The following is a 16,577-nucleotide window of genomic DNA, read 5'->3' as shown; positions in this document are numbered from 1 at the left end:
CTCTTAATTTTCAACTTTCTCATCCCATATAACCCAAATCTCACATCAATTCTATATTTTTGGGGCTATATCATTAATAATCCTATTCATTACTAGATGAAAACTTGGTTTAAGGAAAATCAGAATCACTTAATCATTATAGGCATCTTCTTGCTTTTAGTGGTGTTTTATTTTACGCCAGTTTGGCAAGGAAAAACTTTGTTGCAAAGCGATGTGATGCAAGCACGTGGTAGTCAAAAAGAAATTTTTGAGTACAGGGAAAAAGATGGAACTACTCCGTTATGGACCAATTCCATGTTTGGGGGTATGCCAACTTATCAAATTTGGTATGATCATGCCAGTAACATCACAACACATATTGGACCAGCTATCAGAGCCGTATTTCCTCCTCCTTCCGATGTATTATTATTATTCTTATTAGGCGGATATTTCCTGTTCTCGGTCTTACGATTACGACCTTGGGTAGCGGCAATCGGTGCTGTTGCACTCGCCTTCTCCTCCTACAATATGATATATGTCGAAGCAGGGCACATCAATAAAGCCTATGCAATCGCCTATTTCGCTCCAATTATTGGTTCTGTAATCCTCTGTTACCGCGGAAGTAAATTCTGGGGACCAAGCCTCTTGGCATTGTTCCTAGCGCTCGAACTCAGAGCTAACCACATTCAAATGACTTATTACCTGTTCATTGCCTTAATGGTTTTGGTGGGTTTTGAGTTGTATTATGCAATCCGCGATAAAAAACTGAATAAATTCCTACAAGCCACAGGGCTTCAATTAATAGGTGTTGTTATAGCAGTATTAGTCAATGCATCGGTTTTATTTCCAACCTATGAATATAGTAAGGAAACAATCCGTGGTAAAGCTAATCTTACGAAAACAGATGCTTCTGGAAAATCAAACGCTGGATTAGATAAGGAATATGCTTATGAATGGAGCCAAGGAATCGGTGAAAATATTACCTTCTTGATCCCTAATGCATATGGTGGTCGCTCTGGTGGTACAATGACCGAAAAGTCAAATTCCGTAAAAGTAATTGAGAAAATAGGAGCTTCAAAAGCTGAAGCTGTGCAATATGCTAATAGAGCTTTATCAACTTACTGGGGCGATAAGCGTTTCACTTCCGGACCTTGGTATTTTGGTGCTGGAATCATCTTTTTATTCGTCCTTGCTTTATTCGTTGTGAAGGATCGCTTAAAATGGTGGATTCTTGCAGCAACCGTACTGACTATTTTCCTTTCTTTCGGTCGTCATCTTCCTTTTATTTCTGATTTGTTCTTTGACTATTTGCCAATGTACAACAAGTTCAGAGCGGTTGAATCGATATTGGTGATTCCATCTGTATTGATTCCATTACTTGCAATAATGGGATTGAATGAAATCATAACCAGAGGAAATGAAATTAAGGATTTAGATAAAAAAGTATTGTATTCTGGGGGAGCAGTAGCCATTATTTGTTTAATGATTGCTTTAATGCCAAGTATTCTTGCATTACGCACTGCTAATCACCAAGAATTTGTTGCGGCATTGCAACAACAAGTTCAAGACCCAACTTTAGGTGCTGAATTGGCGAATGCCTTATTAAAAGACCGTGCCGATCTAGCTTCTTCTGATGCTTGGCGCTCATTCTTTATTGTCGTTTTAACAGCAGGATTTGTATGGTTCTATGTTAAGAAGAAACTTACAGTGGCTGTTCTTACTGCTGCAATTGCGGTGATCACTATTGTGGATCTATGGGCAGTTGATAAAAGATATTTAAATTCAGAGTCCTTCGTTGATAAAAGTATTTATGAAAAACCTATTCCTGAACGGGAGGTTGATCAGTTGATTCATTTGGATAAAGACTTGTCATACCGTGTATTTGACCTGACTACAAGTCCATTCAACGATGCAAGCACATCCTTTTTCCACAAAAGCATTGGTGGATATCATGCCGCAAAATTGATGCGTTTCCAAGAGTTATTGGAGAATCAATTTAATGGTGATTTTAATGAGGATGTATTGGATATGTTAAATGTTCGCTATATCATCAGCAAAGATCAAAGCAATAATTCAGATAGAATCCACCGTAGAAGCTCAGCTTTAGGAAATGCTTGGTTTGTAAACAACATTAGGTTTGTAAATAGCAACCAAGCAGAGATGGACGCCTTGAATACCTTCGATCCGAAAAAGGAAGCAATCATCAATGAAGGATTAAAAGGGCAGATAGGCAATGCAAGCATTGGTCAACCAACCAACGCAGAAATCAAATTGACTTCGTACCATCCAGATACCTTGAAATATGAATATTCAGCAGGAAACAATGTGTTCGCCGTATTCTCTGAGATTTTCTATGATAAAGGCTGGAAAGCTTATGTAGATGGCGAAGAAGTGCCGATTATCCGTACAGACTATCTATTAAGAGGACTTTCATTACCAGGCGGTAACCATAAAGTAGAATTTATTTTTGCCCCTGACTCCATGCGCATCAGTAATATCATATCCTTGGTAGCATCCATTATCCTAGTATTAGGATTAGGATTCGCCATTTGGTTATCACTAAAACATAGAAAAGAGAAAATTTAGAAATACATATTCCAATAAAAAAGGGATTCTTTTCAGAATCCCTTTTTTATTGGCTTTACATCCCGTTTAATCAATCAGTTGGCTGATTAATTCAAACGATTCATAAATAGGAAGCGGAGTCAAGAACCCCAGAGGGGTTCAATATTAGTAACAGATAGCCTAAAAAATAATAGCCCGTCTCCAAAAAAACCAATCGCTAAAGCGATTGGTTTTTTTGGAGACGGGCTTATCTCATTGATAATATCTACTACTAACATTAAACTCCTCTGGAGTTTTCCCTTTCACCCGCCAATTCCTAATATAAAATAACAATTAAAATCAAAAACCATGAATGCTTTTCCACCTCCACTTTCTAAAACAGCTTCAACTGCGGTTCGCTAACCCTAAATGTCTTTCTATGATGTGGCGTTAATCCCAACTTCAACACTGCTTCCCGGTGTCTTATGGTAGGATAACCTTTGTTCTTCAACCAATCATATTCCGGAAAATCAACCGCAATATTGTCCATATATTCATCCCTATAGGTTTTTGCTAGGATAGAGGCTGCAGCAATGGATAGGTATTTCCCATCACCCTTTACAATACAGGCGTGTGGAACACTGCCATATGGGATAAATTTATTGCCATCAATAATTAGATATTCAGGTTTTACCCCCAGAATATCCAAAGCCTTATGCATCGCTAAATAGGACGCCTTATGAATATTTATTTTATCAATTTCCTCCGCAGACACGCTGGCAACAGCGTACGCTAATGCCTCCTTCTCAATAATAGGACGCAGTTCCATCCTTTTTTTTTTCGACAATTTCTTGGAATCGTTCAATACCGGATTCGAATATCCCGCCGGAAAAATCACCGCCGCCGCAAATACCGGACCCGCCAAACACCCACGCCCCGCCTCATCACAACCCGCCTCTAAATATTCCTCCTGATATGTAGATAGTAAAGTAGAAATCATCCCTAAAGATAGTATTTAGTAATTAGATTGATCGAACTTCCAAAAATAACCCCGCTCCAATTTAAATTATCCTCATAAAAGATCAACTTGAAAGGCAAGTCTTACTACTAAATACTTAATACTTACTACTATAAAAATCTGTAACATCTCCGTGATTAATTTCCTTTTACACTAATTTACACTTTTTGTGTTTTTCTTTGTGAGGTATTCGGGAATATAATTTTTTTTCTTATACTGCTGATAGAAAGAAGAATACTTAAAAAGTATGAAAAGGAATATCATTATTGCCATTTTAATCTTTGCTAGTTCAAATTTGTTGGCCCAGAAGAAAAAAGATCGATACGCGATTTTACCCAGTTTAGAGGTTGCAGTGGATGGGGATATTAAGGAATGGGGAAATCAGTTATCTATAATAGGTCAAGATTCCAGCTGGAGTTTCGCTGTTACAAACGACGCTAACTATTTGTATACAGCAGTTCAAATTAAGGACCTTGCATTACAGCAGGAAGCAACCCGAAATGGTATCATCGTGAATATCAACCCTGAAGGTAAAAAGAAAGATGGGGCATTATTAATCTTTCCTATTCCGGACAGTGAGTCTATCAGGGCTATGCGTAACGATGAAAACCTCCCGAATATGAATGTTCGCGAAGAGTTAATCAAGCGAAGCAGGGGTTATGGGGTGAAGGGGTTTGCAAGAATTGTAGATGGAAGGCTGTCATTTGAAAATACTTATGGCGTGCATGCAGTAGCAAAACTGATGGATAATGATGTTTTGGTCTATGAATCAAAAATTCCGATTCAGGCAATTGGTATCAAGGATTTGAAAAATCCAATCGCCATTCAAATCATGATTAACAACAGATTTTCCATATTACAAAAAACAATTAAAAGCAGACCGGACCCTCGAGGATCAATGTATGGGCAATATACCCCTACAGTAAAAAGTCCTTATAAATTCAAGCTCGATGCTTGGATTTTGGGGACTCTGAACTAGAATTAGTTTAATTGATATATGGATAAATTATTGAAAGCCTTGACTTGCTTTTGCTTCTTGGCTATGGGAATTACTGCTTACGGTCAATCGGGCCGTGAAGTTTCTGGAATGCTGAGGGATACTGAATCCCGACCGATATCTGGTGCTTCTGTACGTTTAATTACAGATACTGATACCGTCGCAACCAGTTCCAGCAATGCTGGTTTCTACACTTTTACCAACGTTAAAGCCACAAAATTTAAAATCAGAGTCAGTAGCCTTGGCTTCTCACCTTACGAAAAGGAATTCGATTTCCCTCAAGGGCAAAAGGAATTACAAATCCCTAGTTTTGAGTTAGATGTTAATGAAAATCAAATTGAAGAAGTTGTAATTGAAGGTGTACCAACGGTACAAGTGAAAAGTGATACTGTCGAATACAGCACCAGGGACCTGAAACTTAGAGAAGGTTCAGTGGCTGAAGATGCCTTGAAGAAATTGCAAGGGGTGGAAGTGGATAAAGATGGAAATGTCACTGCCCAAGGGGAAAGCGTTACTAAAGTGAGAATCAATGGTAAGGACTTCTTTGGGGGGGATGTGAAAACGGCAACCCAAAACTTGCCGGCAAATATTATTGAGAAAATCCAAGTTGTAGATGATTACGGTGATATGGCCAATATTACCGGAAATAAATCAGGTAACTCTGAAAAGATCATCAACATTCAAATTGACCCGAAATACAATAAGGGTTTTATGACCACCCTGCGTGCTGGATATGGTACAGAAGATCGGTATCAAGCAACCGGTATGTGGATGGGGATGACGGATAAAACTCAAGTCTCCGTTCTTGGTAACCTAAACAACGTGAATGCAAACCTGTTTGACTTCCGTACTATCGGTGGTGGAGCTAGAATGCGTCAAGGTGGCGGTGGAAGACCTGGTGGTGGCGGCGGAATGTTCGGCGGTGCTTCAGGAATTACTGATGTCGGTTCAATTGGGGTCAATATCCGTCATGATTTTTCTGATAAACTGAAAGTCTATGGTAGTTACTCCTTCGGTAGAGACGACAATACTACCTTGACCAACAGCTTAACCACCAACTTTATGGAAGGTGGAAATCTAGAACAAAGTTCTGACTCTACTTCCAATAATATTGTTTCCAGCCATCGTTTGGAAGCAAATTTAGAATGGAATATTTCAGACAATGATTATATCAAGCTAACCCCACAATTCGGATTCACAGGCAATAAAGCGAAATCGAACTCCGAAGGAAATTGGTTTGACTTTAGTGATGCTACGGAAACCTTTGATACCCGTGTGGAAAACAGTGTTTCTGATGTTCCAAGATTTGGTATTAGTGGACTTTATAATAGAAAATTGAGTGATAAAGGAAGAAACTTGTTCATGAATTTCAACTATGATAATGCTGCCACAACAGAAGATTATCAAGGAGTACTGGATCGTTTGGTGACAGATCCAAATAATTCCAATTCTTCGATGGCTGAGATCTATGAGCAGACCATTCGTGAGGTCAATAATAAAAGTTGGAATGCTGGGGGAAGTCTTTCCTATTTGGAGCCCGTTTCTGAGCATGGAAAAATTGAGATCTCTTATGATTTCAATAAAAACAACTATGTCAACAAACAATATCAAGATGCCTTTGATGAGGATGGTGCTGCCCTACCTAATCTTGATAATCGTATCCTTAATTATCATTATGATCAGGATTATTCCTTTACGACTCATCGTATCGGAGCAAACTATGCCTTCGAAAATGATAAAGTGAAATATTCCATCGGTGCAGCAGTTCAACCATCTCAATTAAAAGGGGATGTATCCAGTGATGATAACAGTGCGGTCATTGATCGTTCTAACTTAAATTGGATGCCAATCGCTCGCTTTGAATATAAGTTCTCCAGACAGAAGAATTTGAGCTTGAATTATTCAGGTTCCTCAACTGAACCTAGTATCAATCAGGTGCTGCCTTATGCCGTAGGTAATACTTCTACAAACCTCGTATTTGGTAACCCTGATTTGAATCCTGAATTCAGACATCGCATGATGATGAGGTTCCGTGCTGGCGATTTTCAAAAAGGAAATACTTTCTTTGCCATGTTGAACGGTAATGTAACAACTGATAAAATTGTGTCTTTTGTAAAACGCGAGAATGTTCAAGGTGCAGGTATGGTTTCTGAAACAAGGTATTTGAACGAATCAGATCCAGTTTATAATCTAAGTTCATTCTATCACTTTGGTAAGTCTCTGAAACAAAAGACCTACAACCTGATGTTAATGGGTGGTGTCAGCTACAACAAGAATATTTCTTACACGGCAAGAGAGCTGAGTGCAGTTGAAGGAATTCAGAATATTTCCAATAACTGGGTATTCATGCAAGGTTTAATGTTCAGATACAATCCATCTGAAAACTTTGAATTGAATCCTGGAGTAAGGTATTCTTATAATTATACCAGAAACTCATTGGGAGACTTTAATAACAATGTGTCTTCATGGACTCCAACCTTGATTGGTTCCGTAAATATTACTCCAACGACTATTTTTGGAGCAGATTTATCAAAATCCTTTAATTCGGGTTACGGACCTTTGACAAGTGCAAATCCTTTTATTATCAATACATATATTGAGCAAAAATTGTTAAAGGATCAACGTGGTACACTTCGTTTTCAAGCATTCGATTTGTTGAACGAACAAACCAACCTTTCTAGAACGGTACAAGAAAACATGACCATCGATAGGCAAACCAATCGTCTAGGTCGTTATTTTATGCTAACCTTTACATTTAAACTTCAGAAATTCTCTGGAATCGCACCGACCGAAGATACTGGTATGCCTCCGGGAATGAGAAGACCGAGAATGTAAGTGTAGTATTTAGTATTTAGTATAGAGTATTTAGATTTTGATGGGTAAAAAAAGATTTGAGTATTTAAATAGATAATAATGAATGGCCTAAATTTTAGGCCATTTTTTTTTGATAGAATGTGGTCTAATTACTAAATACTTAATAATAAATACTATTCCTTACCTTTGTCATTCAATTTTTCAATATGGATCATAAGATATTCCAACTTGATAACGGGTTGCGAGTTTTGTTTCAGCCACATTCTTCTTCTATTACGCATATATGCCTTATTGTGGATGCCGGGTCCAGGCATGAGGAGTCAGGTAAATTTGGGACGGCACATTTTATTGAACATCTATTGTTCAAAAGAACGGAACGCCGTAGCACAAACCAGATTCTGAATAGATTGGAGGCCGTGGGTGGCGATTTAAATGCTTACACCACAAAGGAATATACTTGTATACATGCCTCTTTCTTGAATCCTTATCTGGAACGTGCATTGGACTTGTTCGAAGATATTCTGTTGCACTCGACCTTTCCGGAAGATGAAATGGACAAGGAAAAGGAAGTAATCCTAGATGAAATGGCCTCCTACCTCGATAGTCCTGAGGAATCGATTATGGATGAGTTTGAAGATCAGATTTTTAAAGGTTCAGGCTTAGGACATAATATTCTAGGATTAGAAGAGGATTTAAAAGCTATCCAGCAATCTGATATCAAAAGATTTATAGACCAACATTACGATGCCTCCAAGATCGTGATTGCTATTTCAGGAAATTATACCGACAAAAAAGTCCTAAAGATTGCTGAAAAGGTTTTTGGCAAGCCTAATAACCATCAATGGTCACATGCAGCAGAAGATATTATGCTTCAGCCCGTGGAATTTGTGGAACGTGCCAGACCAATCAATCAGGCGCACGTAGTTCTGGGTGGACCTGCCTATGGAATTCATGATTCTCGTAAAACCGGACTGTTATTATTGAATAATCTATTAGGTGGCTACGGCATGTCTAATATCTTGAATTTGAATATTAGAGAGAAATATGGAATTGCTTATACCATTGAATCTAATTATAGTCTTTATTCGGATACTGGCTTATTTAGTATTTACTTCGGGACGGATGATGAAAAGGTTGATAAAACCATCAAATTGATCCATAAGGAATTGAATAAGCTAAAAGAGCAGGCATTAAGCCCGCAGGCATTAGAAAAAGCTAAGAATAAGTTCAAGGGTCAAATTGCTTTGGCTGAGGAGAATAGAATGAGTTTGATCATAGCGGAGGCGAAGAATATTTTAGATTACGATCGGGTTGTAGGTCTGCAAGAGGTTTTTGAGAAAATAGATTTAGTAAGTTCAAAAGAACTGTTAGAGATATCAAATGATATTTTTAGTGAAGAAAATCTTTCCTCACTTTCTTTTCTACCCGAAGATTAAGTATATTTTTGTTTAATTAAACTATTGGATATGAAAACAGCATATATTTTTCCTGGTCAGGGTGCTCAATTTGTGGGCATGGGCAAGGACTTATACGACTCAAATGAAGAGTGCAAAGCCTTATTTGAAAAAGCAAATGAGATCTTAGGTTTCCGTATTACGGATATTATGTTCAATGGAACAGAAGAAGACCTAAAACAAACCAAGGTTACTCAGCCGGCGATATTTTTACATTCCGTTATTCTTGCAAAGGCCTTGGGTGATACATTTCAACCAGCAATGGTTGCAGGTCATTCCCTAGGTGAATTCTCAGCTTTGGTTGCTGCAGGTGCTTTATCTTTTGAGGATGGATTAAAGTTGGTTGCCAAGCGTGCAAATGCGATGCAAAAAGCTACAGAGCTGGAACCAGGTACCATGGCTGCAATCTTAGGATTGGATGATGTCATTGTTGAGGAAGTATGTGAGCAGGTTGATGATATTGTTGTTGCTGCGAATTATAACTGCCCGGGACAATTGGTGATCTCAGGTTTAGTATCTGGTGTAGACAAAGCTTGTGAGAAATTATTGGAAGCAGGAGCTAAGCGTGCCTTGAAATTAAATGTTGGTGGAGCCTTCCACTCTCCGTTGATGGAAGCTGCCAAGCAAGAATTGCAAGCCGCAATTTTGGATGTTGAAATCCAGATTCCTGTATGTCCGATTTATCAAAACTATGATGCATTGCCTTATCAGGATCCTACAGCGATTAAAGATAATTTGATTGCTCAACTTACAGGTGCTGTTCGATGGACGCAATCTTTGGAAACCATGTTGGCAGATGGGGCAGAAAGCTTCGTTGAAGTAGGTCCAGGAACTGTTTTACAGGGTTTGGTTAAGAAAGTCAATCGTCAAATTCCTACTTCTTCAGCCTCTATCGCTGAGTAGTAGAAACAATGATTACAAATATTCTAAGGAGCAATGAACATTGCTCCTTTTTTATTGAATCAATATCTCCTTTTTTTATTTTAAGTGGGGATTACCCTGAATTCGACTCTATATCAATAGCAATTCAAGAATTATTATAGTTTTCGCCAGATTTTCTTCGGAATTGGGCCGGACCTTGTTCGAAAAAATTCGAACGAAATCCGACGATTGTCCGAGGAAGGTCCGGAAGAGGTCCGGTAAAACAGTTAATTTGTTCATAGAAAATCCTGAATAAAGATAGGATTCAGTGGCTACAAGAATTCTTTGGAAAATAGCTGTTGAAAATAAAAAAAGAAACGCGCTTGAAAGCTATTTCAAGCGCGTTTCTAAATATTTAAGAAGTCCCTTAGCGGTTTAAAAGCTAAAAGAACTTATTACATCCTTGAAGATTAAATTCCGAATGCTTTTTTTACCTCATCAACGAAGTCTAATTTTTCCCAAGTGAATAAATCTACATCAAGGGTCTTAGTTTCGCCATTGGAGTTTTCAAAAGTTTTGGTAACCGTTTTTGGGGTTCTACCCATGTGTCCATAAGCTGCGGTTTCAGCGTAGATTGGGTTGCGAAGGCCTAAGCGTGTTTCGATACCGTAAGGAGTCATGTCGAAAAGCTGACCTATAATAGTAGCGATTTCACCATCAGTTTTGTTAACCTTGCTGGTACCATAAGTGTTTACATAGATTCCCATAGGATCTTTCACACCGATAGCATATGAAATCTGAACTAAGATTTCATCAGCAACACCTGCTGCTACTAGGTTTTTCGCGATATGACGGGTTGCATAGGCTGCAGAACGGTCAACCTTTGAAGGGTCTTTTCCTGAAAAAGCACCACCACCATGAGCACCCTTACCACCATAAGTATCCACGATGATTTTTCTACCTGTCAATCCTGTATCTCCATGAGGACCTCCGATTACGAATTTTCCTGTTGGGTTGATATGGTATTTGATTTCATCCGTAAATAAAGCCTGTAACTCAGGTTTCAATTGGGCTTTAACCCGAGGGATTAAAATATTGATGATATCGGCTTGGATTTTCTCCTGCATTTCCTTTTCAGAAGCAAAATCATCATGCTGGGTAGAAATTACGATTGTATCGATACGAACGGGTTTATGGTTGTCGTCGTATTCCAAAGTCACCTGCGACTTAGCGTCTGGGCGAAGGTATTTAATTTCGCTATTTTCGCGTCTTAAGTCCGCAAGTTCATACAATAAACGATGTGAAATATCCAATGCCAAAGGCATATAGTTTTCCGTTTCGTTATTTGCATAGCCGAACATAATTCCTTGGTCACCAGCGCCTTGTTCTTGTTTAGTGACGCGGTCAACACCTTGATTGATATCAGCAGATTGTTCGTGGATAGCAGATAATACTCCACAGGAGTTCGCTTCGAACATATACTCGGATTTGGTGTATCCGATTTTCTCAATAACCTGGCGAGTGATTTTTTGCACGTCCAAATAGATTTTGGACTTCACTTCACCTGCTAAAACCACCTGTCCAGTAGTAACTAAGGTTTCAATAGCTACGCGGGCATCTTCATCCCATGCGAGGAAGTTGTCGATTAAAGCGTCCGAAATCTGGTCTGCGACTTTGTCAGGATGTCCTTCAGATACCGATTCGGAGGTAAATAAATATGCCATAAAAATAATAAACGTTTGAAGGGAAAAGCAGGCAGTATGTGAAAAATCATTTGTCCCGAATGGTTTTAGCACTTTTTTACTGTGGTTGCAATCTCCCATTTACATTATGATAATGCTAAATGCAAATCAGTCCACATTTTGTGTGGCACAAAGCTACGATACTTTGCAATATTTAAAAAGTATTTCATTCAAATTATTATCTTTAGCGGAATTAAATGACGTAAATGAGAAAGAAGCGCATACTGTTTGTAATCAATCCAGTATCTGGCGGCAAGAAGAAGACAACGTTTAATAAACAGGTACTCGAAGTACTGGATTTAAACAGGTTTGAACCGACCTTTAAGGTCACTAATCACCCTAACCATGCCTTTGAACTTGCTCAATCTGCGATTGAGGAGCAATACGATGCTGTAATTGCGGTAGGGGGAGATGGTACTATCAATGAAATTGGAACCGCGTTAGTCGGGTCGGGTATTCCCTTGGGGATTGTGCCGGAAGGCTCAGGAAATGGATTGGCTTATTATTTAGGGATCCCGATGAATGAATCTGCAGCCTTGCGTAGGATCAATCGATTTGAATCTGTCGAAATCGACTGCGGTAAAATCGCTGATCGCTGTTTTTTCAATATTGCCGGTATTGGTTTTGATGCCTCAGTGAGTGATCGCTTTGCCACTGAAACCATCCGAGGTCCGGTGGGATATTTAAGGACAGTCATCAATGTGATCAGTAATTATAAGCCGAAGAAGTATACCTTAAAGATTGATGGGAAGACTTACGAAAGGGAAGCTTTCATGATTTCCGTAGCGAATTCACCACAATATGGCAATAATGCCTATATCGCACCCAATGCTTCGATAAATGATGGGCTATTGGATGTATGTGTTGTGCATAAATTTCCGTTATATACTTTACCGATGATGATTTTTCATCTATTTAATAAGACTGCGGACCAATCTGAATACGTTGAGATTATTCCTGGTAAAGAAATTTGCATTGAGCAGGAGGGTAAAGCTCCGGTTCATTTAGATGGTGAACCGATGGATTTAGGGAATAAAATTGATATTAAGGTACAAGGGAACGCATTAAAAATAATTTGTTAGAAATGGCTAAGCAGAAGAAACAAAGGTTTGAGGGGATCGTTTATTCCACTTCCGATGATTTTGAATATAATGATACTGATGCTCAGGAGGAGGTAGAAACGCTTCCGAATGAAAAGCAGAAATTACGCGTAGGGATTGACAAGAAACAGCGTAAGGGGAAGGTTGTGACGTTTGTGTCGGGTTTTGTGGGTTCGGACTCTGATTTAGAGGATTTAGGTCGGGTTTTGAAGCAGCGTTGTGGGGTTGGGGGTAGTGTAAAGGATGGAGAAATCTTGATACAAGGTGATTTCAAGGAAAAAATTATCCAATATTTAAGTTTGGAAAAGTACGGGGTAAAATCTGTGACGGGCTAGGCTTCAGATTGGTATGTAAACGTTTATAAAACAAAGAAATAATGGGTATTTATTTGGATTTGAGTTTTGGAAAGGCGGGCATTATTGTAAGTAAATGCTCACTTATTTTTAGCATTTAACGATTTGATAATTTGCAATTCAAAAAAAAAATGGTTTTCATTGTAAAAAATATGGAATATTCAACCGTTATGTGATACGACAAATGAAGCATTGATTTGAGAGCTGCTGAAGAACGTCAATGAGTAGGTAACACGACCTAAAAATTAAATAATCAGATATCTTCAAATTAATTTTGTTTTTAACAGAAAATGCTATATTTGTTTTGAATTAATGTAAAATAACGGCAATTAGCTTGCATTAAATTGAATTTAACTTAATAATTAAACAACAGTAAAAAATCTAAAAATTAGTAAAAAATGGCAAACGCACCAAAAACTACAACAGCCCCAGCTAAACAAGAGAGTGGCAATGCGGGTAATCTATTTGCAAGTTTAGCAATTATCATTTGTCTAGTAATTGGTTTCTTGGTTTACAAATATGTAATGGGTGATCCTAGTAACTTCGTTGACGGAAATGTTGAGAACAGACCTTTACCTGGAAACTATTTAGGAATGGTATACCATGCAGGATATGTGGTACCAGTATTACTTGGTTTATTCTTAATGGTATGGGTTTTTTCAATCGAGCGTCTTATTGTTATCAGTAAAGCGTCTGGAACTGGAAACGTAGGTAACTTTGTAAGAAAAGTACAAGGTTTATTAAGATCAGGTAATATTGACAATGCTATCCAAGAGTGTGACAAACAAAAAGGTTCTGTAGCGAACGTAATCAAAGCTGGTCTTTTAAAATATAAAGATGTTGAAGCTCATCCAGGATTAGATACAGAAAAATCAGTATTAGCAATCCAAAAAGAAATTGAAGAGGCTACTACTTTAGAGATGCCAATGTTAGAGAAAAACTTAACAGTTATCGCTACATTAGTATCAATTGGTACATTAACAGGTCTATTAGGTACAGTAACAGGTATGATTAAAGCGTTCTCGGCTTTAGCAACAGGTGGTACTCCAGATTCAGCACAATTAGCAAACGGTATTTCTGAGGCCTTGATTAACACGGCTACAGGTATCGGTACATCTACTATCGCGATTATTTTCTACAACATCTTAACTTCTAAGATCGATACATTAACATATTCTATTGACGAAGCTGGTTTCTCAATCGTTCAAACGTACGCAGCAAACCACAAATAAGAAGATTCGAAAAAAAGTTGAATTTATTTTATGCAATGTTCAACGGTTTCGCATCATTATTAAAACGAAATAGAGTGTTTACATTAAAGAAGTAAAGAAATGGGAAAAGCAAAAGTAAAAAGAGCCAGCACAGCGATCGACATGACCGCAATGTGTGATGTGTCTTTCTTGCTTCTTACCTTCTTCGTATTGACGGCGACAGCACGTCAGCCTGAGACACTTATGGTAGATACCCCAGCGTCTACTACTTTAGATAAATTGCCGGATGATAACTTGGCGATTATTACAGTAGGAGAACAGGGTAAGGTTTTCTTCACGATCAAAAACCCGAATGTAAGGGAAAGAACGTTGAAAAACATGTCTGCTAAATATAGTGTTCCATTTTCGGATGAAGATTATAAGAAGTTTAAAGGACTAGAGGACTTTGGTGTGCCTTTCAAACAGTTGAGACCTTTGCTAGCACAAGAGCCAGCGAAGCGTACGGTAGAGATCCAATCAGGTATCCCAGTGGATAGTACTGAGGCTTTATCGAACGAATTGTATCACTGGGTTCAGCAAGCACGTTTAGCAACGGTTGAATTTAACCGTGACCGAGAAGCAGAGGAGAAGAATTTCACGAATCCAGGGCCATTGGTTGTAGCGATCAAAGCAGATGCTGAAGAAAAGTACGCAGTAATGAATTTGATTATCGAAACCCTGAGAAACCAAAAACAAAACAAATTTAGTTTTGTGACTGGATTACGTCAGGAAAAATAAGAGGATAAAAAATGGCAGAATTAAATCAAGACTCCGGCGGCGGCAAAAAAGGCGGCAAAGTAAGGTCGAAGAAAAACGGTGGACGTGTGGATTTAACCGCGATGGTGGATCTAGCATTCCTTCTGATTACCTTCTTCATGCTTACAACGTCCTTGAATAAGCCTCAAGCGATGGATGTTAACATGCCTGATAAGAATAAGGATATGAATGAGAAAAATCCCGAGATTGAAATCGCGGATAACCGTTCTATCACCTTATTGTTAGGTTCGGATAATAAGATTGCTTGGTATTACGGACAATTAGCAAACCCAATCTCGGCACCAGCTGTCGTAGATTATAGCAAAGAAGGAATTAGAAAGATCGTTTTAGAGAAAAAAGCGCAAGTTCCTCAAGTGTCAGGTGGTAAAGATCTAATTGTTGTAATTCGTCCAAGTGACAGATCTATTCAACGTAATCTCGTTGATATATTAGATGAAATGAAAATCACTGATGTTAAACGTTTTATGATTTCCAAAATTAAACCTGAAGAGGTTGAGGTTTTAAAGACCAATGGAATCTACAACGAATAATATCAGCTAAATCGAAAGAAAATGATTGGTTCAAAATTAGATTTATTTAGGAAAGAATGGCTAGATGTCGTTTTTGAAAATAGAAATAAAGAGTATGGTGCGTATGAACTACGTAAGTTTGCTCCAAAGGCAACAAACATCGCTTTATTTTCAGTTTCGGCGATAGTCCTTGCTTTCGTGGCTATAAAAGCCTTTGATATAAAGCTTTTTCCTGAGAAACCAGTTGAAGAAGTTGAGGTTGTTACTCCAGTAACTTTGGAAGACTTAGAGCTTCCCGAGCCACCTGAAGAAGAAGAACCACTTCCTCAAGAGGAAACCCCGCCTCAACGTATTGCTGAAGAGCCACCTGCGGAAGACTTAATCCGTTTCCCAGAGCCTAAGGTTGTTGATGCAAGACAAGTAAAAGAAGAGGTTGTTTCTCAAGAAGAAATTAAGGAAAAAAATGCGACTCCAGCGCGTATTACCTTGAAAGGTACTCCAGGTGCCTCAGGTGTTCCGACAGGAGAGTTTGGTCCTAAGAAAGTAGAAGGTGCTATTACTGGTAGTACAAAAGGTGTAGAAGGTGGTGACCCGAATAAGGTTTACGATTTCGAAGCCGTTGAAGTACCAGCTTCGTACCCAGGAGGTATCAATGCCTTCCGTCAGTTCGTGTCTACGACACTTGTTTATCCAGCTGCTGCTAGTGAAGCAGGAGTAAAAGGTACAATCGAATTGTCATTCGTAATTGACAAAACGGGTGCTTTGACAGATATCAAAGTGGTAAAAGATCTTTCTTATGGAACAGGTCAAGCAGCAATCACTGCATTGAAGAAATCCAAGAAATGGCAACCAGCTATCCAGAATGGTCGTCCGGTTCCAGTTCGTTATTCATTGCCGATTCGCTTAGACTTGTCGCAAATGTAATTCGATATGTCGAATCCTTCAACAAGAAATAATTTTAGACAGAAATCGCCCACACAGCGATTTCTGTCCATTTTAGGACTATTCATGTTCTTCTTTTATTTCGTGGTGGGATTATTAATTATCTTTTGGAAAGGTTTTCCAATCGAAATTGATCCTACTTACAAGAACATATTTGGAGTCCTTCTAATCGTATATTCATTTATGCGTTTTGCCCGACTTTGGCAAAATAATTTTAGAAATAATTAATCCTTAGCG

The 16,577-nt window shown here is 38.5% G+C and carries 13 protein-coding genes; 11 read left to right on the top strand and 2 right to left on the bottom strand.

Annotated features, from left to right (window positions below; genetic code table 11):
• Positions 1-96 precede the first annotated feature (96 nt).
• Positions 97-2,565, top strand: coding sequence for a YfhO family protein (locus PZ892_RS16980; protein ID WP_094282122.1), 2,469 nt, complete (start codon positions 97-99; stop codon positions 2,563-2,565).
• Positions 2,566-2,917: 352 nt separating this feature from the next.
• On the opposite strand, the gene PZ892_RS16975 is transcribed toward PZ892_RS16980, so the two are convergent.
• Positions 2,918-3,523, bottom strand: a complete 606-nt coding sequence (locus PZ892_RS16975; protein WP_277711663.1) for a ribonuclease HII — start codon at positions 3,521-3,523, stop codon at positions 2,918-2,920.
• Positions 3,524-3,788: 265 nt separating this feature from the next.
• On the opposite strand from PZ892_RS16975, the gene PZ892_RS16970 reads away from it, so the two are divergent.
• The 4 genes from PZ892_RS16970 to fabD all read left to right on the top strand — a co-directional run bounded on the left by PZ892_RS16970 (position 3,789) and on the right by fabD (position 9,709).
• Complete coding sequence (locus PZ892_RS16970) at positions 3,789-4,520, top strand: hypothetical protein (RefSeq protein ID WP_094257447.1); 732 nt, start codon at positions 3,789-3,791, stop codon at positions 4,518-4,520.
• An 18-nt stretch (positions 4,521-4,538) separates the two neighbouring features.
• Positions 4,539-7,373: a TonB-dependent receptor gene (locus PZ892_RS16965; protein WP_094282124.1), complete on the top strand. Its 2,835-nt coding sequence runs from the start codon at positions 4,539-4,541 to the stop codon at positions 7,371-7,373.
• A 185-nt stretch (positions 7,374-7,558) separates the two neighbouring features.
• Positions 7,559-8,788, top strand: coding sequence for a pitrilysin family protein (locus PZ892_RS16960; RefSeq protein WP_094257445.1), 1,230 nt, complete (start codon positions 7,559-7,561; stop codon positions 8,786-8,788).
• 30 nt (positions 8,789-8,818) lie between these two features.
• Complete coding sequence (fabD, locus tag PZ892_RS16955) at positions 8,819-9,709, top strand: ACP S-malonyltransferase (protein ID WP_094282125.1); 891 nt, start codon at positions 8,819-8,821, stop codon at positions 9,707-9,709.
• Positions 9,710-10,137: 428 nt separating this feature from the next.
• On the opposite strand, the gene metK is transcribed toward fabD, so the two are convergent.
• Positions 10,138-11,391: a methionine adenosyltransferase gene (metK, locus tag PZ892_RS16950; RefSeq protein WP_094257491.1), complete on the bottom strand. Its 1,254-nt coding sequence runs from the start codon at positions 11,389-11,391 to the stop codon at positions 10,138-10,140.
• Positions 11,392-11,615: 224 nt separating this feature from the next.
• Between metK and PZ892_RS16945 the strand changes: the two genes are divergently transcribed.
• The 6 genes from PZ892_RS16945 (at position 11,616) to PZ892_RS16920 (ending at position 16,322) form a co-directional block, all read left to right on the top strand.
• Positions 11,616-12,491: a diacylglycerol kinase family protein gene (locus PZ892_RS16945; RefSeq protein WP_277711659.1), complete on the top strand. Its 876-nt coding sequence runs from the start codon at positions 11,616-11,618 to the stop codon at positions 12,489-12,491.
• Between the two features lie 2 nt (positions 12,492-12,493).
• Positions 12,494-12,844, top strand: coding sequence for a translation initiation factor (locus PZ892_RS16940; RefSeq protein WP_094257442.1), 351 nt, complete (start codon positions 12,494-12,496; stop codon positions 12,842-12,844).
• Between the two features lie 416 nt (positions 12,845-13,260).
• The gene (locus PZ892_RS16935; RefSeq protein ID WP_094257441.1) at positions 13,261-14,094 is read left to right on the top strand and encodes a MotA/TolQ/ExbB proton channel family protein; all 834 of its coding nucleotides are present in this window, start codon (positions 13,261-13,263) and stop codon (positions 14,092-14,094) included.
• A 99-nt stretch (positions 14,095-14,193) separates the two neighbouring features.
• Positions 14,194-14,850, top strand: a complete 657-nt coding sequence (locus PZ892_RS16930; RefSeq protein WP_094257440.1) for a biopolymer transporter ExbD — start codon at positions 14,194-14,196, stop codon at positions 14,848-14,850.
• Between the two features lie 11 nt (positions 14,851-14,861).
• Positions 14,862-15,419, top strand: coding sequence for a biopolymer transporter ExbD (locus tag PZ892_RS16925; protein WP_094257439.1), 558 nt, complete (start codon positions 14,862-14,864; stop codon positions 15,417-15,419).
• 21 nt (positions 15,420-15,440) lie between these two features.
• A complete protein-coding gene (locus tag PZ892_RS16920; RefSeq protein ID WP_277711658.1) occupies positions 15,441-16,322 on the top strand; it encodes an energy transducer TonB in 882 nt (293 codons plus the stop codon).
• Positions 16,323-16,577 lie beyond the last annotated feature (255 nt).

Source organism: Sphingobacterium sp. WM (assembly GCF_029542465.1).
GTDB classification, from domain to species: domain Bacteria; phylum Bacteroidota; class Bacteroidia; order Sphingobacteriales; family Sphingobacteriaceae; genus Sphingobacterium; species Sphingobacterium cellulitidis.
Note: the sequence above shows the minus strand (reverse complement) of the source record. Positions and strands in the feature narration are given on the sequence as shown.